Here is a 15819-nt window from a genome sequence, read left to right on the forward strand (position 1 = left end):
GAACTCCTCGGTAACCCCCCGTGACCTCTCGGAGGACAGTGATGACAGTCACCCTGGCGGACGTGGCGGCCCGCGCCCGGGTGTCCCCGGCCACCGTCTCGCGCGTGCTCAACGGCAACTACCCGGTGGCCGCGTCGACGCGGGAGCGGGTCCTGCGCGCCGTGGACGATCTGGACTACGTGCTCAACGGACCGGCCAGCTCGCTCGCCGCGGCCACCTCGGACCTGGTCGGCATCCTGGTCAACGACATCGCGGACCCGTTCTTCGGGATCATGGCGGGGGCCGCGCAGACCGAGATCGGCGGCCCCGGCGACGGCTCGGGCCGGGCGGGCGGCGAGAAACTGGCCGTCGTCTGCAACACCGGCGGCTCCCCGGAGCGCGAACTCACCTACCTCACCCTCCTCCAGCGCCAGCGGGCCGCCGCCGTCATCCTCACCGGCGGCGCGCTGGAGAATCCCGCGCACCAGGCCGCGATCTCCGCGAAGCTGGCGAAGCTCGCCGACGCGGGCACCCGGATCGTGTTCTGCGGGCGGCCCCCGCTGCCGGACAGCGACGCCGTGGCGGCCGCGCTCGCCTTCGACAACCGGGGCGGCGGGCGGCGGCTGACCGAGCACCTGCTCTCGCTCGGCCACCGGCGGATCGGCTATGTGGCGGGCCCCCTGGAGCGGACCACCACCCGCCACCGGCTGGAGGGCCACCGGGACGCGATGCGTGAGGCGGGGCTGGCGGGCGACGAGGACCGGCTCACCGTCCACGGCCCGTACGACCGGCGCTCCGGATACGTGGCCACCCTCGAACTCCTGCGCCGCGAACCGGAGGTGACGGCGATTGTCGCCGCCAACGACACGGTGGCGCTGGGTGCGGGTGCGGCGGTGCGCGACCGCGGTCAGCGCATCCCCGAGGACGTCTCGGTGGCGGGCTTCGACGACCTGCCGTTCTCGGTGGACGCCGCACCGGCGCTGACGACCGTACGGCTGCCGCTGTTCGAGGCGGGCGCCCGCGCGGGGCGGCTGGCGATGGGCAAGGAGACCCCGCCGCCCGGCGGCGTCGCGACGATCGCGGCCGAGCTGACGGTACGGGGATCGACGGCGCCGCCCCGGGCGTGAGCCCTGCGAAAGCCGCGCTGTCCCGCGCCCGCGCAGCCCTGCCGTCGCACGCCCGCGCAGCCATGCCGTCACGCGCCGTACAGCCCTGCCGTCGCACCCCGGACGTGGAGGGGGCGGGCGTCGGCCTCCCGGGCGGGGGTAGGCGTACGTCGCACCCCGGGCCGATGATGTGGGCGTCACCGCTCGCGTCGCCCGGGGCGGTGGCACGTACCGATGTGGAAGGAACACGCACGTGAAGCTCGCTTTCTCGACCCTCGGAGTGCCGGGGATGCCGATAGCCGAGGTCGTCCGGCTGGCCAACGAGCACGGGTACCGGGGGGTGGAGCTGCGCACCCACCCCGAGGAGCCGGTGCACCCGGGACTCTCCCTGCTCGAACGCGCCGATGTGGTCGAGCAGTTCAAGGCGGGCGGGGTCGAGATCCTGACCCTGGCCGGTTACGTACGGGTGGCGGCGGAGGGGGACGACGAGCCCGTTCTGGCCGAACTGTCCGACCTGCTGAAGCTCGCCCGCGACCTGGGCGCGAGGAACGTCCGCGTCTTCCCGGGCGGCGGCGACCAGGACCCCGACGTCGCCGACGCGACCGCCGCCCGCAGGCTCGGCGCCGCGGCCCCGGCCGCCGCGGACATGGGCGTGCGCATCCTGCTGGAGACCCATGACTCGCACCGGGCGGGCGCCGCCGTGGCCCGGGTCGCCGGCACGGTCGGGCACCCGCAGGTCGGTGCGCTCTGGGACATCATGCACACCTGGCTGGCGGGCGAGGAGCCGGCCGCGAGCCATGCGGTGCTGGCCCCGCACCTGGGCTACGTCCAGGTGAAGGACATCGCGTCGGCCGAGGACATCGCGCCGATCGGCCTGGGCGCCGGGGTGCTGCCGCTGGGCGCCTGCCTGGACACGCTGGACCCGGACAGCTGGGTGTGCTGGGAGTACGAGAAGCGCTGGCACCCCGACGCGCCGGACCTGGCCGGGCTGCTGAGCGCGGGTCGCGAGCACCTGCTGAGGCTCGGCGCCCCGAAGCAGTAGCGGTAGCGGTACCGGCAGCAGGAGCGGTGGTGGCGTGCGCGGCGTACGGGCCGCGTACGAGCCGTGGGCGCGCGGCGTACGGGCGGTGGGCCGGGGCGTACGGGCGGTAGGCGGGGCGTACGAGCCCGTGGGCCGGGGGCGTACGGGCCGTGCCCGCGGCGCTCAGCCGCCTGTTGCCGTCCGTACGGGAGCGGCGGCCCCCTCCCCCGGAGCGGACCGCACGGGGTGGCGGCGGGACTGGTCCGAGCCCCCGCGGGTGCGCGCACGTGACGGTTTGGCCCCCAATCGTCGCCCCCCGGGGAAGATCGCCGGGCGGGCCCCCTTGACCGGTAGTTACTTTCCATATATCCGTACCTTCTTGGAAGTTTCTTTCAGTCCCAGGAAGGAGCCCACGTGCACCACCGCACCTCCCGACGCACCCTTCTCACCGCTACCGCGGCCACCGCCGCCGCGGCCGCCACCGGCGCCGTCACCGTTGCCGTACCGGCCGCCGCGCAGCCCGCGAGTGCCTCCACCGACAGCCGGCTCAAGCGGCTCATCAGCCGGATGAGCCTGGAGGAGAAGGTCGGCCAGCTCTTCGTGATGCGGGTGTACGGGCACTCCGCCACCGAGCCCGATCAGGCGGACATCGACGCGAACCTCAAGGAGATCGGGGTCCGGACCGCCGCCGAACTGATCGCCAAGTACCACGTCGGCGGCATCATCTACTTCGTCTGGGCCCACAACACCCGCGACCCGCACCAGATCGCCGAACTCTCCAACGGCATCCAGCGCGCCGGACTCGCCGGGCCCAACTCCGTACCGCTCCTGGTCTCCACCGACCAGGAACACGGCATTGTCTGCCGCGTCGGCGAGCCCGCCACACTGCTGCCGGGCGCGATGGCGCTCGGCGCGGGCGGCTCGCACGCCGACACCCGCCGGGCGGCCCGGATCGCGGGCGACGAGCTGGCCGCCCTGGGCATCGTGCAGAACTACGCGCCGAACGCCGATGTGAACGTCAACCCGTCCAACCCGGTGATCGGCGTCCGCTCCTTCGGCTCCGACCCGCAGTCGGTGGCCGGGATGGCCGTGGCGCAGGTGAAGGGCTACCAGGGCGCCGGAATCGCCGCGACGGCCAAGCACTTCCCCGGCCACGGCGACACCAGCACCGACAGCCACAGCGGTCTGCCGGTCATCCAGCACACCCGGGAACAGTGGGCCGAGCTGGACGCCCCGCCCTTCCGGGCCGCGATCGCCGCGGGCATCGACTCGATCATGACCGCGCACATCGTGGTCCCCGCGCTCGACCCGGCGCAGGACCCCGCGACGCTGTCCCGGCCCATCCTCACCGGCGTGCTGCGCGAGGAACTGGGCTACGACGGGGTCGTGGTCACCGACGCGCTCGACATGAAGGGCGTACGGGAGAAGTACGGCGACGACCGCGTCCCGGTCCTCGCGCTCCTGGCGGGTGTCGACCAGCTGCTGAACCCGCCGAACCTCGACGTGGCCTGGAACGCCGTTCTGGCGGCCGTCAAGAGCGGGGAGATCAGCGAGGCCCGCATCGAGGAATCGATCCTGCGCATCCTGCGGCTGAAGACGAAACTGGGCCTGTTCCGCGACCCGTTCGTCAGCCACCGGGGCGTCGACCGCACGGTCGGCACCCGCTCGCACCTGGCCGCCGCCGACCGGATCGCCGAGCGCACGACCACGCTGCTCACCAACCCCGGCTCGCTGCTGCCGCTCTCACGCCGCTCCCACCGCAAGCTCCTCGTGGTCGGCGCCGACCCGGCCTCGCCCTCCGGCACGACCGGCCCGCCGACCACCACACTCGCCGGGGCCTTCGGCGAGCTGGGGTACACGGCCACCGCCCTGTCCACCGGCACGGCCCCCGACGCGGCGAAGATCGCCGAGGCCGTGGCGGCCGCGCGGGGCAAGGACGCGGTGATCGTGGGGACGTACAACGTCTCGGCGACCAGCAGCCAACTCGCCCTGGTCAAGGCCCTCGTGGCCACCGGCGTGCCGGTGGTGACCGTCGCGGTCCGCAATCCGTACGACATCGCCCACCTGGGCGGTACGGGCATCGCCGCGAGTCTGGCCGCGTACTCCTGGACGGACGTCGAACTGCGGGCGGCGGCCCGGGTGATCGCGGGCCGCGCCGAACCGGAGGGCAGGCTTCCGGTCCCGGTGCAGCGTGCGGACGACCCGGCGAAGGTGCTGTACCCGGTCGGATACGGGCTGTCGTACTAGAGGCCGTCCGCCGGAAGGGGATCCGGACGCGCTGGACGCGCTGGTCGTACCGGACGCGCTGGACGTACTGGTCGTACCGGACGCGCTGGACGCGCTGATCGCGCCGACCGCGCCCGCGCGACCCACGTGCGACCGCCGCACCACCGTGTACCCCCGCACACCACCGCACACCGCCCCGGCCGGGGTGCGGTGCCCCGGGCACCCGGCGTGTTTCCGCTCCGGCGGATCACGCCGGGTGTACGTCTGGACGACGGACGTATCGGGGGGATTCACATGCCAGTTGTACGAGCGTGGCCGACGGCCCGGATGGTACGTGCGCTGCTGCTGGTGCCGGTGGCAGCCGCCGCGTTCTCGCTGACCGCCTGCCGCCCGCCCCGCGACTCCGTCGGCGGCCCCGGGCCGTCCGGGCGCGCCGCCGCGCCGACGGCGTACGGGGTGGTGTTCCTCGGGCCCGCCGACTGCAGTTCGCGCGGGGCCGAGGTGCGCGAGGTGTCCTGCCGCAGCGAGAAGGCCCTGGCGCGGGTGCTGGCACGGCATCTGGGCGCGTCGAGGACGGGCCCGCCCTGCCCGCCCGCGACCGACTTCGTCCTGCACATCTCGGAGAGCGGGGACGGCGCGCAGAGCCGCCTCACCAAGGGCTACGCCTGCATGCGCAATCTGGAATCCCCGCATCCGGGCGACCCGGGGCAGGGCGGCGGGCCGCTGACGGTCGTCGGGGACTGCGTCCGCCACTCCCCCGGGGGCAGGGACAGGGGCGCGGATGCGCGCGGGCACCAGGGCGCCGTGCGGGAGACCGCCTGTGACGGTTCGAGCGGCCGGACACCGCAGTTCGAGGTCACATCGGCCGAGGAGCAGCGTGAGAGCTGCCCGGACACCACCGATCTCTTCGTCACTCTGAGAGGCGAGCGGGCCGTGGGCTGTGCCCGCAGGCTCTGAGGTGCGGAGCCGGCGGGCAGAGCCCACTACTGCTGCGTGACGCGGCCGGGACTACGGGCGGAGGGTTCCCTCGCCGCGCTCGACCTCACCGTTGCGCTGGTCGAGCCGCGCGTCGAACTTCGCGAGCGGCTTCGCCTTCGCCGGGTCCGCCTCGACGGCCGCCGGGGCGACGCCCGCCCAGCGCAGGATGGCGGCCGTGGCCTTCGCCTTCTCGTCGGCGACGAGACCGGAGACCTTGGCGCCGTGGTTGCCGCCCGGCACCGTGTAGACGTAGCTGTCACGGGCGCCGTGGCCGAGGCGGAAGGGCTCCGCACCCCACGGGTCGTTCTGCCCGTAGACGTACATCATCCGCTTGGCGTTGTGCTTCACCCAGTTGTCCACGTCCCGCATCACCGACGGCTGGAACTTCATCGGGATCGAGCGCGGTACGAAGTTGCGGGGCGGCTGGTAGCCGTAGCGGCTCAGGCTGCCGAGCCACGGCTGCTTGATGTCGGGCGAGCCGAGCTGGGTGCCCGCCTGGTAGTAGTACGGCGTGTACGTCCCCAGGCCCTGGTCCGCGTAGGCCGAGAAGCCGGAGATGCCGTCGATCGAGTCCCAGATCGCCTGGTCGGTGGCGTTCTTGGCGTCGGCCGGGATGTCGACGCAGTCGGCGACCAGGCTGTACTGCCAGAACGCCCAGACGTAGTCCATGACGACGGCCTCGTAGGCGCGGTCGAGCGAACCGACGGTGTTGAAGGTGAGGCTGTTGGCGGCGGCGTACTCCTTGAACTTCTTCTCCAGCGGCGCCCGGCGGATCAGCGCCTCGCGCTGCACCCCGCTCAGCTTGTCGCGGCACTCCTTGGTGCCGACGTTCGCCAGGAACCGGTCGTACGCCGAGTCCTCCTTGTTGACCACGTCGTTGGGCGCGACGTACGCCACGACACCGTCCATGTCCTTCGGGTAGAAGCGCTCGAAGTACGTGGCGGTCATGCCGCCCTTGGAGCCACCGGTGGTCAGCCAGTTCTTGCTGTAGATCTTCTTCAGCGCCTTGAACACGCGGTGCTGGTCGCTGGCGGCCTGCCAGATGTCGAGCTTGGACCAGTCGGCGGGCGCCGGGCGCGACGGGGTGAAGAAGCGGTACTCCAGGGAGACCTGGTTGCCGTCGATGATCTGCGTCGGCTCGCTGCGGCTCGGGTTCGTCGAGACGTTGTAGCCGCTGGTGAAGAAGACCGTCGGGCGGGACGTGTCCTTGTGCAGCAGGGTGATGCGCTGCTGGAACGTGCCCTTGGACGGGTGCCGGTGGTCGACCGGCTGGGTGTAGTTGAGGACGAAGAAGCGGTAACCGGGGTACGGCTTCTCCTCGATCAGACTCATTCCCGGGATGGCCAGGATGCGGTCCTTGATGTCCTCGCTGCTGGACTCACTGCTTCCGGCAGCGATGCTGCCCTGGTTCGCGGACGGTTCCGCGGCGGTGGCCGCACCGGCCGAGGCCCCCGTCGCACTCACTGTGCCTATGAGCACCGCGAGCGACAGACACCCTCTGAGCGCCTTGCGCATGCACCCTCCCGTAGTTTCACGACATTCGCCGTGAACCTAGCCGGGGCAACACGCGCCACGCCAGACCCGATTGACCACATACTTCACGAGGTCCCCGCGGAACGTCAGCAGAGGATCCATCCGGTGGAGGCCGACGCTCCCCCGATGGAGCCGGACGCCCGCACGCAGCGGTTCAGCGCGTGGACCGTCACCGGACCGGCCAGCTTGGTGTATTTGCCGCTGTCCGACACCGCCCGGCCGCCGCGCGGCTGGAGCGAGACACTCATCGCCCGCCGCTTGCCCGGCTTCTTGGCGACGGTCACGGCACAGGCGTAGGCGCGGCTCTTGTAGATGCGCAGCTCCCCGGTGGCGAAGGCCACCGTCTTCGCCGGGCGTCCGGTGCAGGACGTGGCGGCGTGGGCGGCGGGGGCCGTCGGCATACCGAGCACCAGGCCCACGGCGGCGATCAGCGGCAGGACGAGCAGACGCCCCAGCAGCGGACGTACGGACACCGGGATCGGCCCGTTCGCCCGTCGTGACGGCTTCAGCGTGTTCAGCGGTCTCACCACCCCATCGAACATGTGTGTCCACACCCGACAGGTGCACGTACTTGCGTACGACGCCGGGGGCCGCCCGAAGGTTGCACGCGGCGCGTTACGGGTGCGGGCCATTCGGACGCCCGGCACCGCGGGGGACGCCGGAGCGGACCCGGCCCCGAGGTCCGCCCGGCCCCCACGGCGGGCCCCCGGCCCGCCCCGGTCTCAGACTCCCGCCGGTTCGTCCTCGCCGATGAAGGTGCGCCACAGCCGGGCGTACTGCCCGTCCCTGGCCAGCAGCTCGTCGTGCGTACCGTCCTCGACGACCCGGCCGTGGTCCATCACCACGACCCGGTCGGCGCGGGCGGCCGTGGTCAGCCGGTGGGCCACGACCAGCGTGGTGCGGCGGCCGGTGAGCCGGTCGGTGGCCTGGTTGACCAGGGCCTCGGTGGCGAGGTCCAGGGCCGCGGTGGCCTCGTCGAGCAGGAGGACATCCGGGTCGACCAGTTCGGCGCGGGCGAGCGCGATGAGCTGGCGCTGGCCGGCCGAGAGGTTGCGGCCGCGCTCGGCGACCTCGTGCAGATAGCCGCCGTCCAGGGTGGCGATCATGTCGTGCGCGCCGACCGCCCTGGCCGCCGCCTCCACCTGCGCGTCGGTGGCGTCGGGCAGTCCGTAGGCGATGGCGTCGCGGACCGTACCGGCGAAGAGGTAGGCCTCCTGCGGTACGACACCGAGGCGGTGCCGGTAGGCGGTCATGTCGAGCCTGCGCAGATCGGTGCCGTCGGCGGTGACCCGGCCGGCCGTGGGGTCGTAGAACCGGGCGACGAGCTTGACGAGGGTGGACTTGCCCGCGCCCGTCTCCCCGACGAAGGCGACCGTCTGGCCCGCCGGTATGCGCAGGTCGATGCCGGTCAGGGCCTCTTCCTCACCGCCGTACGCGAAGGACACGTCCTCGAACGCGATCTCGCCGCGCAGCGACAGCACGTCCATCGGCTCGTCGGGGTCGGCGGTCGAGGTGGGCTCCTGGAGCAGTTCCTGGATGCGGCCGAGGGAGACGGTGGCCTGCTGGTAGCCGTCGAAGACCTGGGAGAGCTGCTGCACGGGAGCGAAGAACAGGTCGATGTAGAGGAGGTACGCGACCAGGGCGCCGGTGGTCAGGGTGCCGTTGTCGACCCGGCCCGCGCCGACGATCAGCACGGCGGCCACGGCGACCGAGGACAGCAGCTGGACGAACGGGAAGTAGATCGAGATCAGCCACTGGCCGCGCACCCGGGCCTCGCGGTAGTGGTCGCTGCGGTCGGCGTAGCGCCGCGCACCGTCCTTCTCCCGGCCGAACGCCTGCACGATCCGCAGCCCGGAGACGGACTCCTGGAGGTCGCTGTTGACCGCGCTGATGCGTTCACGGGCCAGCTCGTAGGCCTGGACGCTCTTGCGGCGGAAGAAGAACGTGCCGATGATCAGCACCGGCAGCGTCGCGAAGACGACCAGGGCCAGCTGGATGTCGAGGACGAGCAGGGCGACCATGATGCCGAAGAAGGTGACCACCGAGACGAACGCGGTGACCAGGCCGGTCTGGAGGAACGTGGACAGCGCGTCCACGTCCGTCGTCATCCGGGTCATGATCTTGCCGGTCAGTTCGCGCTCGTAGTAGTCGAGGCCGAGCCGCTGGAGCTGCGCGAAGATCTTCAGGCGCAGGGAGTAGAGCACCCGCTCGCCGGTGCGGCCCGTCATCCGGGTCTCGCCGATCTGGGCCGCCCACTGCACGAGTACGACGAACAGGGCGATCCCGGAGGCCGCCCAGACCGCGCCGAGCGCGAGCCGGTTGACGCCCTCGTCGATGCCGTGCCGGATCAGTACGGGCAGCAGCAGCCCCATGCCCGCGTCGACGGCGACGAGCGCCAGGCTGACCAGCAGCGGAAGGCCGAAGCCGCGCAGCAGACGGCGCAGCCCGTAGGACCGCTCCGGCTGTACGGCGCGTGACTCGTCGATGTCGGGGGTGTCCGTGGCGGGCGGCAGCGCGTCGACCTGGGCGAGGAGTTCGGGGGTGGCGGGCATTCCGGCCGCCCCGGCGGCGGGCGTCTCCTCCTTGCGTATCCAGAGGTCGGGCGTGATGCCCCGCTCGGCGTCGAACTCCGCGTCCAGCTCCTCCAGGAGCGCGCGGTCGTCCTCGGGCGCCGTACCGGGGTCCACGGGCAGATGGCCGGGCGAGGTGCCGCCCAGCTCGTCCGGGTCGGTGAGCAGCCGCCGGTAGAGGGCGGAGCGCTGTTCCAGCTCCTCGTGCGTGCCGATGTCGGCGAGCCGTCCGCCGTCGAGGACGCCGATGCGGTCGGCGAGGCCGAGGGTGGAGCGGCGGTGGGCGATCAGCAGGGTGGTGCGGCCCTCCATCACCTGTTTGAGCGCCTCGTGGATCTCGTGCTCGACCCGGGCGTCGACGGCGGAGGTGGCGTCGTCGAGGAGCAGCAGCCGGGGGTCGGTGAGGATGGCGCGGGCGAGCGCGACGCGCTGGCGCTGGCCGCCGGAGAGGGTCAGCCCGTGCTCGCCGACCTTGGTGTCGTAGCCGAGGGGCAGCTGTGCGATGAACCGGTCGGCCTGGGCGGCGCGGGCGGCCTGCTCGATCTGCTCCTGGGTGGCGTCGGGGAAGCCGTAGGCGATGTTGGCGCGGATGGTGTCGGAGAACAGGAAGCTGTCCTCCGGTACGAGGCCGATGGCGGACCGGAGCGAGGTCCGGGTGAGCTCGCGGACGTCGTGGCCGCCGACCAGGACGGCGCCGTGCGTCACGTCGTAGAAGCGGGGCAGCAGCAGGGAGACGGTGGACTTGCCGCTGCCGGACGAGCCGACGAGGGCGACGGTCTCGCCGGGCTCGATGGTGAGCGAGAAGCCGTCGAGGACGGGGGTCCGCTCGTCGTAGCCGAAGCTCACGTCGTCGAACTCGACGCTGGCCGGGGCGTCGGCCGGCAGCTCCTTCGTGCCGTCCCGCATCGTCGGCTCGGTGTCGATCAGCTCCAGGACACGCTCCACACCGGCCCGCGCCTGCTGGCCGACGGTCAGGACCATGGCGAGCATCCGGACCGGGCCGATGAGCTGGGCGAGGTAGGTGGAGAAGGCGACGAACGTACCGAGGGTGATCTCGCCCTCCGTGGCCAGCCAGCCACCGAGGGCCAGCATCGCGACCTGGCCGAGCGCGGGCACGGCCTGGAGGGCGGGGGTGTAGCGCGAGTTCAGCCGGATGGTGCGCAGCCGCCCGGCGAAGAGCCTGCGTCCGACCTCGCGGAGCTTGCCGGTCTCCTGGTCCTCCTGCCCGAACCCCTTGACGACCCGGACCCCGGAGACGGCCCCGTCGACGACTCCGGCGACGGCGGCGGCCTGGCTCTGGGCGTACCAGGTGGCGGGGAAGAGGCGGTTCCGGGAGCGGCGGGCGATGAACCAGAGGGCGGGGGCGACGGCGAGGGCGACGAGTGTCAGCAGCGGCGACAGCCACGCCATGATCACCAGGGAGAGGAGGAAGAGCAGGATGTTCCCGATGGTCATCGGGAGCATGAAGAGCAGGCCCTGGATCAGCTGCAGGTCGCTGGTGGCGCGCCCGACGACCTGGCCGGTGGACAGTTCGTCCTGCCGTTTCCCGTCGAGGCGGGTGATCGTCGCGTACATCTCCGTACGCAGGTCGTGCTGGACGTCGAGGGCGAGGCGGCCGCCGTAGTAGCGGCGGATGTACGTGGCGATGTAGACGAGCACCGCCGCGCCTATGAGAAGCCCGGTCCAGACGGTGAGGGAGCGGGTGTGGTCCGTGACGACGTCGTCGATGATCACCTTGGTGATCAGCGGGACGAGCGCCATCACGGCCATTCCGGCGAGCGAGGAGCCGAGTGCCAGCATGACGTTGCGCCGGTACCGCCACGCGTACCCGGTCAGCCGCCGGCCCCACCCCTGTTGCTCTGCGCCCGTCACCGGTGCCTCCCATTCGACCCCATGTCCACCTGCTCTACCGGAAGGCACCAACGCCGCGAGCAGTGGATTTCATCCCGCCGCAACAAAAGGGGGACCAGCGACCGAGGCCGAACGGGTCAGGTCGTAGGACCTTCCGGGTACTACGGCTTGGCCGTGAGCATCGCCACGCCCGGTGTACCGGGGACGGCCGGAACGGCTTCCTGCGGGGCGACGGGCAGGGTCGAGGACCGCCAGGACCTGGTGGTCGGGTTGAGATCCCGGTGGACGGCGCGGGCGACGGCCTGGATGGTGTTGATGCCGTCGTTCATCGTCCTGTTGTCGTGGGTGAGCACGGTGAGGGCGTAGTCGTGCCCCTTCCCGGTGAAGGCGCCGATGCTGTGCACCCGCCAGCCGTGCGTGGCGCGCGGCAGCCAGCCGTTCTTGACCTGGACGTCCGCGCCTGTCGGGGCCCCCGCGGGGGTGCCCCAGCGCTGGGCGGGGACGACCTTGCGCATCAGGCCGAGCTCGTAGGCGCGGGAGGCGTCGGTGAGGACGGCGTTCTTGGCGGTCAGCAGCGTCAGCAGCCGCAGCTCGTCCTGTGCGGTGATCCGGGTCAGACCCCAGTAGGTGCCGGAGCCGGGCACAGTGCGGGTCATCCCGGCCGCCTTGAGGAACGCCTTGACCTTCCCGGCTCCGAGCTGCTTCCACAGGGCGCTGGTCGCGGCGTTGTCCGACTTGGTGATCATGGCGGTGGCGAGGTCCTTCTCGCGCTTGGTCAGCGAGCGGTCCTGCTTCTGGCTGTCCCGGAGCAGCGCCGCCAGGACGGTCGCCTTCACGACGCTCGCGGAGTCGTACGTCTGCGTGCCGCGCAGGGTGCAGGTCGTGTTCGTCGTCCGGTCGTGGAGCGCCACGGCCGCCGTCGACCGGTGCCCCTTGAGCGCGGCGGTGATGTCCCTGGTCAGCTTGACGGCCAGCCGTGTTCGGTCCGAGGTGCAGCTCACCTTGGGTGCGGCGGCCGCGGCGGGCACGGCGGCGGCCAGCGGCGCGAGTACGGCGGTGGCGAGCGTGGCGGAGAGTATGCCCCGGGGCATCCGGCTGCGATGCATGGTCATGAGAGTTCCCGTCCCTGCGTGATGCGTACGGATGCGCCCCCCGGCACACCCAGAACTGACGACTGCCGACCGGCCGAATAGTTGTACGTGGCACCGTGCGGTGTTCCGGAACGGGGCGGGCCGGGTAGTGGAGGACGGCGTAGTGGAGGACGGCCGGAATCGAACAAGGCCGGCACGGAAACGGGCAGATCCCAGGGCGGAGAGACCATGACCACCGACCAGCTCACCGAGGCGCACCGCTGCGGCAGGCTGTACGCCGCACTCGCCGAGCTGCAGAAGCTCGGCACGGGCGCGCATCACTCGCTGGGGAGCCCCGGTCCGGCCCGGCAGATCGCCATGGAGCCCCGGAAGCATCTGACCGAGCACCTGGAGAAGGCCGGCAGGTATCTGCTCGACGCGAAGAACCGGGGGAACGGTCCGGCGGCGGCCGCCGTCTTCCGGATGCTCCCCGGCCTGCTTCCGGAGTGGAGGGAGCTGCCGGGTGATCTGCGGACGGACGAGAAGCGGGAACGGTTCGGGGAGGGCCGGGACCAGCAGGCGGCCGAGATCGAGAAGGCGCTCAAGGCCCTGTGACGGGCGGCGCCGGTCCCGCTGCCCGGGGTCCTGGCCGGCCCGGGCAGCGGTCCCGCCCGGCTACAGGTGCGTCGGCTCGAACATCCGCAGCAGGGCCGGAAGCACGACGACCGACGGGCCCGGGGCGGCCAGGGCCTTCGCCAGGTCGGCGGCCAGTGACTCCGGCGTCGTGCGGACGGCGCGGACGCCGAAGGACTCGGCCAGGGCGACGAAGTCCGGACGGGCCAGCTCCGTCCCGGTGGCCTCGCCGAAGGCTCCCGTCATGTACTCGCGCAGGATGCCGTAGCCGCCGTCGTCGACGATCAGCCAGGTGACGGGCAGGCCGTACTGGCGGGCGGTGGCCAGTTCGGCGAGGGAGTACATCGCGCCGCCGTCGCCGGACACCGCGAGCACCGGCCGCGTGGGGTCGGCCACCGCCGCGCCGATGGCCGCCGGGAAGCCGTAGCCGAGGCCGCCCGCGCCTTGGGCGGAGTGCATGGTGTTGGGGTGGCGGGCGTCGAACGCGGACCAGGCCCAGTAGGCCAGGATCGTCATGTCCCAGAAGCTGGGCGCCGTGTCGGGCAGTGCCTCGCGCACGGAGGCGAGGACCCGCTGCTCCAGGGCGAGGTCCTGGGCGTCGATCCGGGCCCGTACCTTCTCCAGCACCGTGCGCACCCGCCCGGCCGCCTCCTCGTCCGGGCGCTCCGCGACCGCTTCGAGAAGATCGGCGAGCGCCTCGCGGGCGTCGGAGTGGATGCCGAGAGCGGGATGGTTGGACTCCAGCTTCCCGGCGTCGGCCTCGATCTGGACGACCCGGCCGCGCGGGCTGAACGTGTGGGAGTTCGAGGACAGTTCGCCCAGGCCGGAGCCGACGACGAGCAGGACGTCGGCGGACTCCAGGAAGTCCGTCGTGTGCCGGTCCTCCAGCCAGGAGCGCAGCGAGAGCGGGTGCTCCCACGGGAAGGCGCCCTTGCCGCCGAACGTGGTGACGACCGGGGCGTTGATCCGCTCGGCCAGCGCGCGCAGCTTGCCGCTCGCGTCGGACCGTACGACTCCGCCGCCCGCGATGATCGCCGGACGCTCGGCGTTCGACAGGAGGTGGGCGGCGGCCACGGTCAGCTCGGGGCGCGGGTGGACTTCGCGCGGGGTGGCGTCCATCGCGCTGACGACCGGCAGCACGGTCCCGGCCAGCAGCACGTCCTGCGGGATCTCCACCCAGACCGGGCCGTGCGGGGCGGTCAGCGCGGACTCCCAGGCGGCGGCGATCGCGGACGGGATCTGCGACGCCGAACGGACGGTGTGCACGGACTTCACGATGTCACGGAACGAGGCCTGCTGGTCGCGGAGCTCGTGCAGATAGCCGTGCCGGCCGCCGCCCAGCCCGGCGGCCGGGATCTGGCTGGAGATCGCGAGCACCGGGGCGGAGGCGGCGGCCGCCTCCTGGAGGGCGGCGAGCGAGGTGAGCGCGCCGGGACCGGTGGAGAGGAGCAGGGGAGCCACTTCCCCGGTGATCCGGCCGTAGGCGTCGGCGGCGAAGCCCGCGTTGTTCTCGACGCGCAGTCCGATGTACGCGAGGGAGGAGCGGCGCAGCGCGTCGAACAGGCCGAGCGCGTGCTGGCCGGGCAGCCCGAAGACGGTGGTCGCACCGAGCCCCTGGAGGGATTCGACGACGAGGTCGCCGCCGTTGCGTCCCGGCGGGGGGTCGAGGGCTGCCTCGGCCTGGGCGGGGGTGAGCCGCGGCCGGTCGTCGTGGTCGTGGCTCACTCGGCCTGCTTCCCCTTCGACGCCGCGATCTGACGGGACATGATCGTCGTCAGTTCGTACGCGGTGTGGGAGGCGGCCACGGAGGTGATCTCGGCGTGGTCGTACGCGGGCGCGACCTCGACCAGGTCGGCGGAGACCAGGTGGCAGGAGGCGAGCCCGCGCAGGATCTCCAGCAGCTCGCGGGAGGTGAGGCCGCCGGCCTCGGGGGTGCCGGTGCCGGGGGCGTGCGCCGGGTCCAGGACGTCGATGTCGATGGAGATGTAGAGCGGCCGGTCCCCGATGCGCTGGCGCAGCTGGTCGGCGATCTCGTCGACACCGCGCCGCATGACATCGGCCGAGGTGACGATGCCGAAGCCCATCTTCTCGTCGTCGGTGAGGTCCTGCTTGCCGTACAGCGGGCCGCGGGTGCCGACGTGGGAGAGGGCCGAGGTGTCGAGGATGCCTTCCTCGACGGCCCGCCGGAACGGGGTGCCGTGGGTGTACTCGGCGCCGAAGTAGGTGTCCCAGGTGTCCAGGTGGGCGTCGAAGTGGAGCAGCGCGACCGGGCCGTGCTTCTTGGCGACGGACCGCAGCAGGGGCAGCGCGATGGTGTGGTCGCCGCCGAGCGTCATCAGCCGGGCGCCGGTGCCGAGCAGATCGTCGGCGGCGGCCTCGACCGTCTCGACGGCCTCGTTGATGTTGAACGGGTTGGCCGCGATGTCACCGGCGTCGGCGACCTGGGCGAGGGCGAACGGCGAGGCGTCCTGGGCCGGGTTGTACGGGCGCAGGAGCCGGGACGCCTCACGGATCGCGTTGCCGCCGAAGCGGGCGCCGGGCCGGTAGGAGACCCCGCTGTCGAAGGGCACGCCGACGACGGCGACATCGGCTGCGCCGACCTCGTCGAGGCGGGGCAGCCGGGCGAACGTCGCGGGTCCGGCGTACCGCGGGACGCGGGAGGAGTCGACGGGGCCGCGCGGCGCTGCGTTGCTGCTCATGGGTCGGGTGCCTTTCCTTCGGGTGATACGCGCTTTGTGGGCGTTCGTACGTCATTCAGTGTGCGGGGTGGCGCCGGGTGCGGGGGCCGGGGAGTGCGGGGCCGGGGTGTGCGGGGCCGGCCCCGCACCACGGGTCCGGGTTCGTGCGTGGTG

11 protein-coding genes are annotated in these 15819 nt (G+C 72.4%); 5 read left to right on the forward strand and 6 right to left on the reverse strand.

Annotated elements, in window-relative coordinates; translation table 11 throughout:
- The first annotated feature begins 41 nt into the window (after positions 1–41).
- From ACIGJO_RS18870 to ACIGJO_RS18885, 4 genes are all read left to right on the forward strand, one after another.
- Positions 42–1106 carry a LacI family DNA-binding transcriptional regulator gene (locus ACIGJO_RS18870; RefSeq protein WP_399959324.1) on the forward strand — a complete coding sequence of 355 codons (1065 nt, stop codon included), beginning with the start codon at positions 42–44 and terminating at the stop codon, positions 1104–1106.
- Positions 1107–1338: 232 nt separating this feature from the next.
- Positions 1339–2127 (forward strand): sugar phosphate isomerase/epimerase family protein, encoded by a 789-nt coding sequence (locus tag ACIGJO_RS18875; RefSeq protein WP_399959326.1) that lies wholly within the window; start codon positions 1339–1341, stop codon positions 2125–2127.
- 393 nt (positions 2128–2520) lie between these two features.
- The gene (locus ACIGJO_RS18880; protein ID WP_399959328.1) at positions 2521–4353 is read left to right on the forward strand and encodes a glycoside hydrolase family 3 protein; all 1833 of its coding nucleotides are present in this window, start codon (positions 2521–2523) and stop codon (positions 4351–4353) included.
- Between the two features lie 273 nt (positions 4354–4626).
- Positions 4627–5289 (forward strand): hypothetical protein, encoded by a 663-nt coding sequence (locus ACIGJO_RS18885; RefSeq protein WP_399959330.1) that lies wholly within the window; start codon positions 4627–4629, stop codon positions 5287–5289.
- A 51-nt stretch (positions 5290–5340) separates the two neighbouring features.
- Here ACIGJO_RS18885 and ACIGJO_RS18890 read toward each other — a convergent pair whose 3' ends face one another.
- From ACIGJO_RS18890 to ACIGJO_RS18905, 4 genes are all read right to left on the reverse strand, one after another.
- The gene (locus tag ACIGJO_RS18890; RefSeq protein WP_399959332.1) at positions 5341–6825 is read right to left on the reverse strand and encodes a S28 family serine protease; all 1485 of its coding nucleotides are present in this window, start codon (positions 6823–6825) and stop codon (positions 5341–5343) included.
- Between the two features lie 104 nt (positions 6826–6929).
- The gene (locus ACIGJO_RS18895; protein ID WP_399959733.1) at positions 6930–7301 is read right to left on the reverse strand and encodes a hypothetical protein; all 372 of its coding nucleotides are present in this window, start codon (positions 7299–7301) and stop codon (positions 6930–6932) included.
- Positions 7302–7565: 264 nt separating this feature from the next.
- On the reverse strand, positions 7566–11285 hold the full coding sequence (locus ACIGJO_RS18900) for an ABC transporter ATP-binding protein (RefSeq protein ID WP_399959335.1): 3720 nt from the start codon (positions 11283–11285) through the stop codon (positions 7566–7568).
- A gap of 140 nt (positions 11286–11425) precedes the next feature.
- On the reverse strand, positions 11426–12376 hold the full coding sequence (locus tag ACIGJO_RS18905) for a serine hydrolase (RefSeq protein WP_399959337.1): 951 nt from the start codon (positions 12374–12376) through the stop codon (positions 11426–11428).
- A gap of 207 nt (positions 12377–12583) precedes the next feature.
- On the opposite strand from ACIGJO_RS18905, the gene ACIGJO_RS18910 reads away from it, so the two are divergent.
- Positions 12584–12949, forward strand: coding sequence for a hypothetical protein (locus ACIGJO_RS18910; protein WP_399959339.1), 366 nt, complete (start codon positions 12584–12586; stop codon positions 12947–12949).
- A 60-nt stretch (positions 12950–13009) separates the two neighbouring features.
- Here the strand turns inward: ACIGJO_RS18910 and ACIGJO_RS18915 are convergent, their stop codons facing one another.
- Both ACIGJO_RS18915 and speB read right to left on the reverse strand, forming a co-directional pair.
- On the reverse strand, positions 13010–14692 hold the full coding sequence (locus ACIGJO_RS18915; protein WP_399959341.1) for a thiamine pyrophosphate-binding protein: 1683 nt from the start codon (positions 14690–14692) through the stop codon (positions 13010–13012).
- Positions 14689–15666: an agmatinase gene (speB, locus tag ACIGJO_RS18920; RefSeq protein ID WP_351864832.1), complete on the reverse strand. Its 978-nt coding sequence runs from the start codon at positions 15664–15666 to the stop codon at positions 14689–14691. The genes ACIGJO_RS18915 and speB overlap by 4 nt, the downstream gene beginning before the upstream one ends.
- Positions 15667–15819 lie beyond the last annotated feature (153 nt).

Source organism: Streptomyces sp. NPDC079020, assembly GCF_044542225.1.
Classification (GTDB): Bacteria; Actinomycetota; Actinomycetes; order Streptomycetales; family Streptomycetaceae; genus Streptomyces.

What these genes read in the sequence shown, in the direction of transcription:
- ACIGJO_RS18870 (WP_399959324.1), top strand. Translation starts at nt 42, where the DNA reads ATGACAGTCACCCTGGCGGACGTGGCGGCCCGCGCCCGGGTGTCCCCG.
- ACIGJO_RS18885 (WP_399959330.1), top strand. Translation starts at nt 4,627, where the DNA reads ATGCCAGTTGTACGAGCGTGGCCGACGGCCCGGATGGTACGTGCGCTG.
- ACIGJO_RS18905 (WP_399959337.1), bottom strand. Translation starts at nt 12,376, where the DNA reads ATGACCATGCATCGCAGCCGGATGCCCCGGGGCATACTCTCCGCCACG.
- ACIGJO_RS18910 (WP_399959339.1), top strand. Translation starts at nt 12,584, where the DNA reads ATGACCACCGACCAGCTCACCGAGGCGCACCGCTGCGGCAGGCTGTAC.
- speB (WP_351864832.1), bottom strand. Translation starts at nt 15,666, where the DNA reads ATGAGCAGCAACGCAGCGCCGCGCGGCCCCGTCGACTCCTCCCGCGTC.
- ACIGJO_RS18890 (WP_399959332.1), bottom strand. Translation starts at nt 6,825, where the DNA reads ATGCGCAAGGCGCTCAGAGGGTGTCTGTCGCTCGCGGTGCTCATAGGC.